The organism is Streptomyces sp. URMC 124, assembly GCF_051386455.1.
Lineage (GTDB): Bacteria > Actinomycetota > Actinomycetes > Streptomycetales > Streptomycetaceae > Streptomyces.
Genome location: NZ_JBPQTS010000230.1, coordinates 1 through 8,021, shown reverse-complemented (window position 1 = coordinate 8,021; position 8,021 = coordinate 1). Strand labels below are relative to the sequence as shown.

Here is an 8,021-nt window from a genome sequence, read left to right as displayed (position 1 = left end):
GCAAGCCCCCGTTGTGTAGCGGCCTAGCACGCCGCCCTCTCAAGGCGGTAGCGCCGGTTCGAATCCGGTCGGGGGTACAGATTTCCACTCAGGGGGACCTGGAGGAGATCGCTAGGGCCCCCGTTGTGTAGCGGCCTAGCACGCCGCCCTCTCAAGGCGGTAGCGCCGGTTCGAATCCGGTCGGGGGTACTGGTTATAAAACCACCATGGGCTATGGTGTAATTGGCAGCACGAGTGATTCTGGTTCATTTAGTCTAGGTTCGAGTCCTGGTAGCCCAGCGCAGATTGCTTTTTGAGTCTGCAGAGCAAAACAAAAGCAAGCCCCCGTTGTGTAGCGGCCTAGCACGCCGCCCTCTCAAGGCGGTAGCGCCGGTTCGAATCCGGTCGGGGGTACCACAGAGAGAATGCCTCCCGCATAGGCGGGGGGCATTTTTTCATGCGGCCTTCCCCGCGCCCCGGCCCGGCCCGATAATCCCCTCATGGCCCATCCTCGCGGCGGCCGCTGCCGGCCCCGCCGCGTCACGAAGCCCTGCCCGCCGCGGAGTTCGGCCTCCGGCGGGGCGCCGGAGTTGCGTCAGCACGACGTCCGCCGCCGCGAGCCCGCCGCGCTGGACGCCCTCGCAGCGGCCCATTCCAGGAGCGTCGAAGTGGATCCTCTCGTCCGCACGGCCGAACTGACCGTCGTCGCCACCGTCAGCCCGCCGGGCCTGCGGATCGCAGGGGTGGTCGACGCCGGCTCGCACCGCCACCTCAGGGACGCCCTGCAGTCCGTCGCCTCCGTCCGCGGGGACCTGTGCCTGGAAATGTCCCGGGTGGAGTTCCTGGACCTCGCGGGGCTGCGGCTGCTCATGACCTTCGCCCGGGCCCGCGCCGCCCGCCACTGCACCGTGGAGCTGGCCGGGATGCCGCCCCACCTGCTGCAGGTCATCACCCTCATCGGGTGGGACACCACGCCCGGCCTGCGGCTGGGGGCCGCGCATGGCTGCTGAGCGCCCCGGCCCGGCCGGATTCGTCCACCACGCCGGCCTGTACGGCTCCGACGCGGAGTTCCTGGCGATGGCGGTGCCCTTCGCCGAGGACGGATTCGCCGCGGGCGAGCCCGTTCTCGCCGCCACCACGCCCGCCAACATCGAGCTGCTCCGCGAAGCCCTGGGGGAGAGCGCCCACCACCTCGACACCGCCGAGACCGCCTACTTCGGCCGCCGCCCCGTCGAGCGGGTGTCCGCCTTCCTGCGCTACCACGGGCGCCGCGCCCGCCCCGGGCGGCGCACGCGCATCATCGCCGAGCCGGTGTGGGGCGGCCGGTCCGCCCGCCAGACCGCCGAGTGGAAGCGCATGGAGTCCGGGCTCAACGTGCTCCTCGCGGACCTGCCGGTGTGGATGATCTGCCCGTACGACACCCGCGTCGTCCCCGAGGACGTGGCCGAGGCCGCCGTGGCCACCCACCCCGTGCGCATGGACGGCCGGCAGCAGACGCCCTGCGCCGGCTACACCGACCCCGCGGTCTACGCCGCCGCCGTGCGGGGCCCCGCCCCGCGCCCGCCCTCCTCCGCGCGCAGCACGGGGCCCACGGCCGACGCCCCGGAGCTGCGCCGCCTCGGCCGCGAACGGGCCGCGGGCGCCGGCCTGACCGGCGACCGGCTCGCCCTCGCCGAACTGGCCGTGCACGAGGCCGCCGCCTACCTCCTCGCCCCGGAGGGCGCCCGCGTCACGCTGCGGGCCTGGGAGGAGCCCGGGGCCGTGGTGTACGAGCTGCGGCGCACGGGGCCCGACGGCGCCGCCGTGCCGCCGTTCGCGGGATACCGCCCGCCCGCGCCGTCCGGCGACGCGCAGGGGCCCGAGGACGGCCTGTGGCTCGCCCGCAGCCTCGCGGACTTCCTGGAAGTGAGCACACGGGGCCCGGAGACCGTCCTGACGCTGCGCGTGGCGGGCCAGGGGGATGCGGAAAGGCTGTGAGCGAGGCGGGCGGGGTGAGCGAGGCGCGCGGGGCGTGGGCGAGGCACCCGGGGTGAGCGAGGCGCGCGGGGTGTGGGCGAGGCGCCCGAGATGACTGAGGCGCCCCAAGCCGGGGCCCCGTGCCTCAGGCCTGCTCGCCGCCGGTGAAGCGCCGGGCGGACTCCTCGGCGTGCGCCAGGCGGCGCAGGCTCAGCAGCACGGGCTCGTACAGGACGGTCAGCGCGACGGCCGCCTCGACCTGCGCGGCCGGCGTGGGCTCCTCCTCGATCAGGTCCAGGTCCGAAACCGCCAGCCGGGCCGCGAGCTGCCCGTACGGCAGCAGCTGGGCCACGCCGCACGGATACCCGAGGCGCCTCAGCGCGGCGACCGCCGTCACCAGCTTGCGGTAGGCGGGGGACAGCTCCCCGAGCTCCTGGTCGTACCGCCAGCCGAGGTGCTGCAGCAACGCGTTCACGGTGCGGAAGGCCGCTTCGGTCGCTTGGTCGTCCTCTTCGTCCGGGGGGTTCTTCTGGCCGTGCGCCAGCGCCCACGTGGCCGCGCCGAGTCTCCAGTGGTGGTCCAGGGAGTCGTCCTCGGCGGCGGCGATCACCTCGCGCGCGGTGGCCACGGGCACCTTTCCCAGCTGAATCAGGGCGCGCACCAGGCGCAGCCGGCGCACGTGCTCGTCGCCGTACTCGGCCTGGGTGGCGGAGACCCTGCGGCCGGGCTGGAGCAGCCCCTCGCGCAAGTAGTACTTGATCGTCGCGGTGGACACCCCGCTGCGTTCGCTCAGTTCCGCCAGTCGCATGCCGCTTGCGCCTTTCCTTGGGGAGTGGCACTATCCAAGCATGGATAGCGGCGCTATCCAATCGTTGTTCACGGCGAACGGGGGGAGCACTCATGCGTGCACGACTGGAACCGGGACGGGTCACCGCGGCGGCCGAAGGGGACGTGGTCGTCTTCATGCTCGGCATGCGGATCAACAAGTGGCGGGCGGTGCGCCACTGGCTGCCCGTCCTCACGGCGATGCCGCGCATGCTCAAGGAGCTCTCGCAGGACCCGGACAGCGGTCTGCTGGGCTACCGGGGGCTGGCGAGCAGCCTGGGGGACCGGACCATCGTCCAGTACTGGGAATCGCGCGAGAAGCTGCTCGCCTATGCGGCCGACCAGAGCAAGGAGCACCGCCCCGCGTGGGCGGCGTTCAACCGCCGTGCGCGGGGCAGCGAGGGAAGCGTCGGCATCTGGCACGAGACGTACGTGGTGCCCGCCGGTTCGTACGAATCGATCTACGCGGGCATGCCGCAGTACGGGCTGGGCGCGGCCTACGGCACGGTGCCGGTGGCGCGCCGCGGGGAGCGCGCGGCGCAGCGCTTCGCGAGCGCGTAGGGAAACCGCATGAAGCGGGGCATGGGGCCCGGGCCCCATGCGCCGCTTCGTCGTCCTGTCGTGCCGTGCCTGCTCAGCCGTTGCGGCGCAGCGCCTCCGTGAGGCGCACCGCGGCGTCGAGCACGGCCTGGGCGTGCATGCGGCCCGGGTGGCGCGTCAGGCGCTCGATCGGTCCGGAGACCGAGACGGCGGCGACCACGCGGTTGGAGGGGCCGCGCACGGGCGCGGAGACGGAGGCGACACCCGGCTCCCGCTCGCCGATCGACTGCGCCCAGCCCCGGCGCCGCACGCCCGAGAGCGCCGTCGCCGTGAAGCGGGCCCCCTGCAGGCCGCGGTGCAGTCGCTCCGGCTCCTCCCAGGCCATCAGCACCTGGGCGGCCGAGCCGGCCTTCATGGGCAGCGTCGAGCCCACCGGCACCGTGTCCCGCAGACCGGACAGGCGCTCCGCCGCGGCCACGCAGATGCGCATGTCGCCCTGGCGGCGGTAGAGCTGCGCGCTCTCGCCCGTGACGTCCCGCAGGTGGGTGAGCACGGGGCCCGCCGTGGCCAGCAGTCTGTCCTCGCCGGCCGCGGCCGCCAGCTCGCTCAGCCGCGGGCCGAGGATGAACCGGCCCTGCATGTCCCTCGCCACCATGCGGTGGTGCTCCAGGGCCACCGCGAGCCGGTGCGCCGTCGGGCGGGCCAGGCCCGTGGCGGTGACGAGCCCGGCCAGGGTCGCCGGCCCGGACTCCAGCGCGCTCAGCACCAGAGCCGCCTTGTCGAGTACTCCCACGCCGCTCGAGGCGCTACCGGTGTTGTCCATGCAACGATACTTGCGTCTCACACTGTGAAACGCAAGTTCAAATTTCCCGGAGACGCGCCAACCTGGATGGAGAGCACCCACAGGCACACGAATGTGACCGGCGACGACGCCGGCCGGAGGGACAGCGATGGGACGCACACTCGCGGAGAAGGTCTGGGACGACCATGTCGTCAGGCGCGCCGAGGGCGAGCCCGACCTCCTCTACATCGACCTGCACCTGCTGCACGAGGTCACCAGCCCGCAGGCCTTCGACGGGCTCCGCAAGGCCGGCCGCCCCGTGCGGCGCCTGGACCTCACCATCGCCACCGAGGACCACAACACCCCGACCCTCGACATCGACAAGCCCATCGCCGACCCGGTCTCGCGCACCCAGCTGGAGACGCTGCGCAAGAACTGCGCCGACTTCGGCGTCCGGCTGCACCCGCTGGGCGACGTGGAGCAGGGCGTCGTCCACGTGGTGGGACCGCAGCTGGGACTGACCCAGCCCGGCACCACCGTGGTCTGCGGCGACAGCCACACCTCCACCCACGGCGCGTTCGGCGCGCTCGCGTTCGGTATCGGCACCAGCCAGGTCGAGCACGTCCTCGCCACCCAGACGCTGCCGCTGGCCCCGTTCCGCACCATGGCGGTGACCGTCGACGGCGAGCTGCCCGAGGGCGTCACCGCCAAGGACCTGATCCTCGCCGTCATCGCCCGCATCGGCACCGGCGGCGGCCAGGGATACGTCATCGAATACCGCGGCACGGCCATCGAGAAGCTCTCGATGGAGGCCCGCATGACCGTGTGCAACATGTCCATCGAGGCGGGCGCCCGGGCCGGCATGATCGCACCCGACGACACCACGTTCGCCTACCTCGAAGGCCGGCCCCACGCCCCCCGCGGGGCCGACTGGGACGACGCCGTCGCGTACTGGCGCACCCTGCGCACCGACGACGACGCCGTCTTCGACCACGAGGTCGTCATCGACGCCTCCGCGCTCTCCCCGTTCGTCACCTGGGGCACCAACCCGGGGCAGGGAGCGCCCCTGTCGGCGGCCGTTCCCGACCCGGCCTCCTACGCCGACCCCTCCGACCGTCTCGCTGCCGAAAAGGCCCTGGAGTACATGGGGTTGACGGCGGGTCAGCCGCTGCGCGACATCCGCGTGGACACCGTGTTCGTGGGCTCGTGCACCAACGGCCGGATCGAGGACCTGCGCTCCGCGGCGGCCGTCCTGGAAGGCCGCCGGATCGCCGACGGCATCCGCATGCTGGTCGTCCCCGGCTCCGTCCGGGTGGCCCTGCAGGCCGTCGACGAGGGACTGGACAAGGTCTTCACGGCGGCCGGTGCCGAGTGGCGCCACGCGGGCTGTTCGATGTGCCTCGGCATGAACCCCGACCAACTGGCGCCGGGGGAGAGGTCCGCATCGACCTCCAACCGCAACTTCGAGGGCAGGCAGGGCAAGGGCGGCCGCACGCACCTGGTCTCGCCCCAGGTGGCCGCCGCCACCGCCGTGGTGGGCCGGCTGGCCTCCCCGGCCGACCTGCCCGGCCCGGCCGGCGCGTCCGACGTCCGTACTCCCCTGGGGGCCTGAACAGCCATGGAAGCTTTCACCACGCACACCGGCCGAGCCGTACCGCTGCGCCGCAGCAATGTCGACACGGACCAGATCATCCCCGCGCACTGGCTCAAGAAGGTCACCCGCGACGGCTTCGAGGACGGGCTGTTCGAGGCCTGGCGCAAGGACCCCGAGTTCGTGCTGAACCGTCCCGAGCGCCGGGGGGCCAGCGTCCTGGTGGCCGGTCCGGACTTCGGCACCGGCTCCTCCCGCGAGCACGCGGTCTGGGCGCTGCAGAACTATGGCTTCAAAGCGGTCGTCTCTTCGCGTTTCGCCGACATCTTCCGTGGCAACTCGCTCAAGAACGGACTGCTCACCGTCGTCCTGCCGCAGGAGACCGTCGACGCCCTCTGGGAGCTGACCGAGGCCGACCCGGCCGTCGAGGTCACCGTCGACCTCGTGGCGCGCCAGGTCCGGGCCGGCGCCATCACGGCTGATTTCGACCTTGACGAGAACGCCCGCTGGCGCCTCCTGGAGGGGCTCGACGACATCGGCCTGACCCTCCGGCACGAGCCCGACATCGCCGCCTTCGAGGCCGGAAGGCCTGCTTTCAAGCCCTCCACGGCCCGGAGCTGACACGGATTTCGCGCCCCTGCGGGCGGCCGGAGCGGCTCCGGGGGGACCCCGGATTTTCGCTGCTCACCAAGGGTTTGGCATGATGCGCCCCCTGTCTTCGGACAGGGGGCGCATCGCTCTGTTGAGGCCCTGTGAAGCGACAACTCGCCTCAGATGGCACAATCGGTGCATGGAACGCGACAGCCAACTCGAGCTATACCGGCTCGTCGCGGACCGACTCAAGGAAGCGCACTCCCGGGTGCGCGCACTGCAAGTCCCGGAGGGCGTACGGATGGCGCTGTCCCGGAAGCTGCTGGCCATCACGGCCGCGGCGAAGCACGATCTCTCAGGCGCCGCAATGCGTCTGGACCGGCTGATGAACGACCTCGACGAGGGCCGTTTCCCCGAAGAGCCCGACCGTGACGGAACTCCGTGATGGTCGAGTTCGTTGCGGCACAAGGGTGATTAGACCGTTTCGTGTTTGATTTGCGGTATATATCTGCCTAACGTGCGAAAAGGCTGGAGCGCATTCGTTCCAGCAATGTCTCCGAAGGGGAAGACGTGAACAAGGCGCAGCTCGTTGAAGCGATTGCCGACAAGCTCGGCGGCCGTCAGCAGGCCGCAGACGCCGTCGACGCGGTGCTCGACGCGATCGTTCGTGCAGTCGTCGCGGGTGACCGGGTCTCGGTCACCGGCTTCGGTTCGTTCGAGAAGGTCGACCGCCCGGCCCGTTACGCCCGCAACCCGCAGACGGGTGAGCGCGTGCGGGTCAAGAAGACCTCGGTGCCGCGCTTCCGCGCGGGTCAGGGCTTCAAGGACCTGGTGAGCGGCTCGAAGAAGCTGCCGAAGGGCGGCGAGGTCGCCGTCAAGAAGGCGCCCAAGGGCAGCCTTTCGGGCGGCAAGGCCACCGTCAAGGCCGCGGCCAAGAAGGCCACCGCCAAGAAGACGACGGCGAAGAAGGCCACCACGGCCACCACCGCCAAGAAGGCCGCCGCGAAGAAGACCACGCCGGCGAAGAAGACCACCACGGCCGCCGCGAAGAAGACCACGGCGAAGAAGACGACGGCGAAGAAGGCCACCACGGCCGCCACCGCCAAGAAGACCGTCGCCAAGAAGGCCGCCCCGGCGAAGAAGGCCACCACGGCCGCCACCGCCAAGAAGGCCGCCGCGAAGAAGACCGCGCCCGCCAAGAAGGCCACGGCCACCAAGGCCACGACGCGCAAGACCACCGCGCGCAAGACCACCGCCAAGAAGACCGCCGCCAAGAAGTAAGGCAGCGAACGGCCTCACGCGCCGGGCCGGGCTCCCCTCGGGGAGCCCGGCCCGCGGTGTGTCTGCGTGCCGCTCGGTCTGCGTGCCGCTCGGTCAGAGCGTCTGAAGCGTCACCAGCGTGATGCGGCGGCCCTCCGGGGCCCCCTCGGCGCCCGTGGCCGCCTCCGTGCACTCGATGCGCACGCGCTGGCCCGGCCGCAGCAGGCGCAGCCCCCCCGCGTCGAAAGCCGCTGCGTCGAAGGGCAGCGGGGTGCCGTCGTCCAGGAGCACGCTCCCGGAGCGCGTCCGGGAGTCGAAGGTGTAAGCGGTGGCCTGCATGTCAGCAGCCTAGTCGGCGCGCGGGGCGGAGCGTTCCGCCGCGGCCGCCCCGTACTGCTGCGCACCGCCCGCACGGGGCGGTCACGGGCGCCGAGGGGGCCCCGGAGGGCCGCCGCATCACGCTGGTGACGCTTCAGACGCTCTGACCGAGCGGCACGC

The 8,021-nt window shown here is 72.0% G+C and carries 10 protein-coding genes and 4 tRNA genes; 11 read left to right on the top strand and 3 right to left on the bottom strand.

Annotated elements, in window-relative coordinates:
* The first annotated feature begins 4 nt into the window (after positions 1-4).
* The 6 genes from ACSNOG_RS30755 (at position 5) to ACSNOG_RS30730 (ending at position 1,956) form a co-directional block, all read left to right on the top strand.
* A tRNA-Glu gene (locus ACSNOG_RS30755) sits at positions 5-77 on the top strand.
* A 39-nt stretch (positions 78-116) separates the two neighbouring features.
* Positions 117-189, top strand: a tRNA-Glu gene (locus tag ACSNOG_RS30750).
* 18 nt (positions 190-207) lie between these two features.
* A tRNA-Gln gene (locus ACSNOG_RS30745) sits at positions 208-279 on the top strand.
* A 41-nt stretch (positions 280-320) separates the two neighbouring features.
* Positions 321-396, top strand: a tRNA-Glu gene (locus ACSNOG_RS30740).
* Positions 397-479: 83 nt separating this feature from the next.
* Positions 480-989, top strand: coding sequence for an STAS domain-containing protein (locus ACSNOG_RS30735; RefSeq protein ID WP_436755985.1), 510 nt, complete (start codon positions 480-482; stop codon positions 987-989).
* A complete protein-coding gene (locus tag ACSNOG_RS30730) occupies positions 979-1,956 on the top strand; it encodes an anti-sigma factor RsbA family regulatory protein (RefSeq protein ID WP_436755984.1) in 978 nt (325 codons plus the stop codon). The genes ACSNOG_RS30735 and ACSNOG_RS30730 overlap by 11 nt, the downstream gene beginning before the upstream one ends.
* Positions 1,957-2,080: 124 nt before the next feature.
* On the opposite strand, the gene ACSNOG_RS30725 is transcribed toward ACSNOG_RS30730, so the two are convergent.
* Positions 2,081-2,743: a MerR family transcriptional regulator gene (locus ACSNOG_RS30725; protein WP_436755983.1), complete on the bottom strand. Its 663-nt coding sequence runs from the start codon at positions 2,741-2,743 to the stop codon at positions 2,081-2,083.
* A gap of 92 nt (positions 2,744-2,835) precedes the next feature.
* On the opposite strand from ACSNOG_RS30725, the gene ACSNOG_RS30720 reads away from it, so the two are divergent.
* Entirely contained in the window at positions 2,836-3,321 is a 486-nt protein-coding gene (locus tag ACSNOG_RS30720) for a DUF4188 domain-containing protein (RefSeq protein ID WP_436755982.1), read from the top strand.
* A gap of 73 nt (positions 3,322-3,394) precedes the next feature.
* Here the strand turns inward: ACSNOG_RS30720 and ndgR are convergent, their stop codons facing one another.
* Entirely contained in the window at positions 3,395-4,123 is a 729-nt protein-coding gene (gene ndgR, locus ACSNOG_RS30715; protein WP_058046440.1) for an IclR family transcriptional regulator NdgR, read from the bottom strand.
* Positions 4,124-4,250: 127 nt separating this feature from the next.
* On the opposite strand from ndgR, the gene leuC reads away from it, so the two are divergent.
* The 4 genes from leuC to ACSNOG_RS30695 all read left to right on the top strand — a co-directional run bounded on the left by leuC (position 4,251) and on the right by ACSNOG_RS30695 (position 7,544).
* Entirely contained in the window at positions 4,251-5,693 is a 1,443-nt protein-coding gene (gene leuC / locus ACSNOG_RS30710; protein WP_436755981.1) for a 3-isopropylmalate dehydratase large subunit, read from the top strand.
* Between the two features lie 6 nt (positions 5,694-5,699).
* Positions 5,700-6,293, top strand: a complete 594-nt coding sequence (leuD, locus tag ACSNOG_RS30705; protein ID WP_436755980.1) for a 3-isopropylmalate dehydratase small subunit — start codon at positions 5,700-5,702, stop codon at positions 6,291-6,293.
* Positions 6,294-6,462: 169 nt separating this feature from the next.
* Positions 6,463-6,708, top strand: coding sequence for a hypothetical protein (locus ACSNOG_RS30700; RefSeq protein WP_058046443.1), 246 nt, complete (start codon positions 6,463-6,465; stop codon positions 6,706-6,708).
* Positions 6,709-6,833: 125 nt separating this feature from the next.
* Complete coding sequence (locus ACSNOG_RS30695) at positions 6,834-7,544, top strand: HU family DNA-binding protein (protein ID WP_436755979.1); 711 nt, start codon at positions 6,834-6,836, stop codon at positions 7,542-7,544.
* Positions 7,545-7,637: 93 nt separating this feature from the next.
* On the opposite strand, the gene ACSNOG_RS30690 is transcribed toward ACSNOG_RS30695, so the two are convergent.
* Positions 7,638-7,862 carry a hypothetical protein gene (locus ACSNOG_RS30690; RefSeq protein ID WP_436755978.1) on the bottom strand — a complete coding sequence of 75 codons (225 nt, stop codon included), beginning with the start codon at positions 7,860-7,862 and terminating at the stop codon, positions 7,638-7,640.
* Positions 7,863-8,021: the final 159 nt, after the last annotated feature.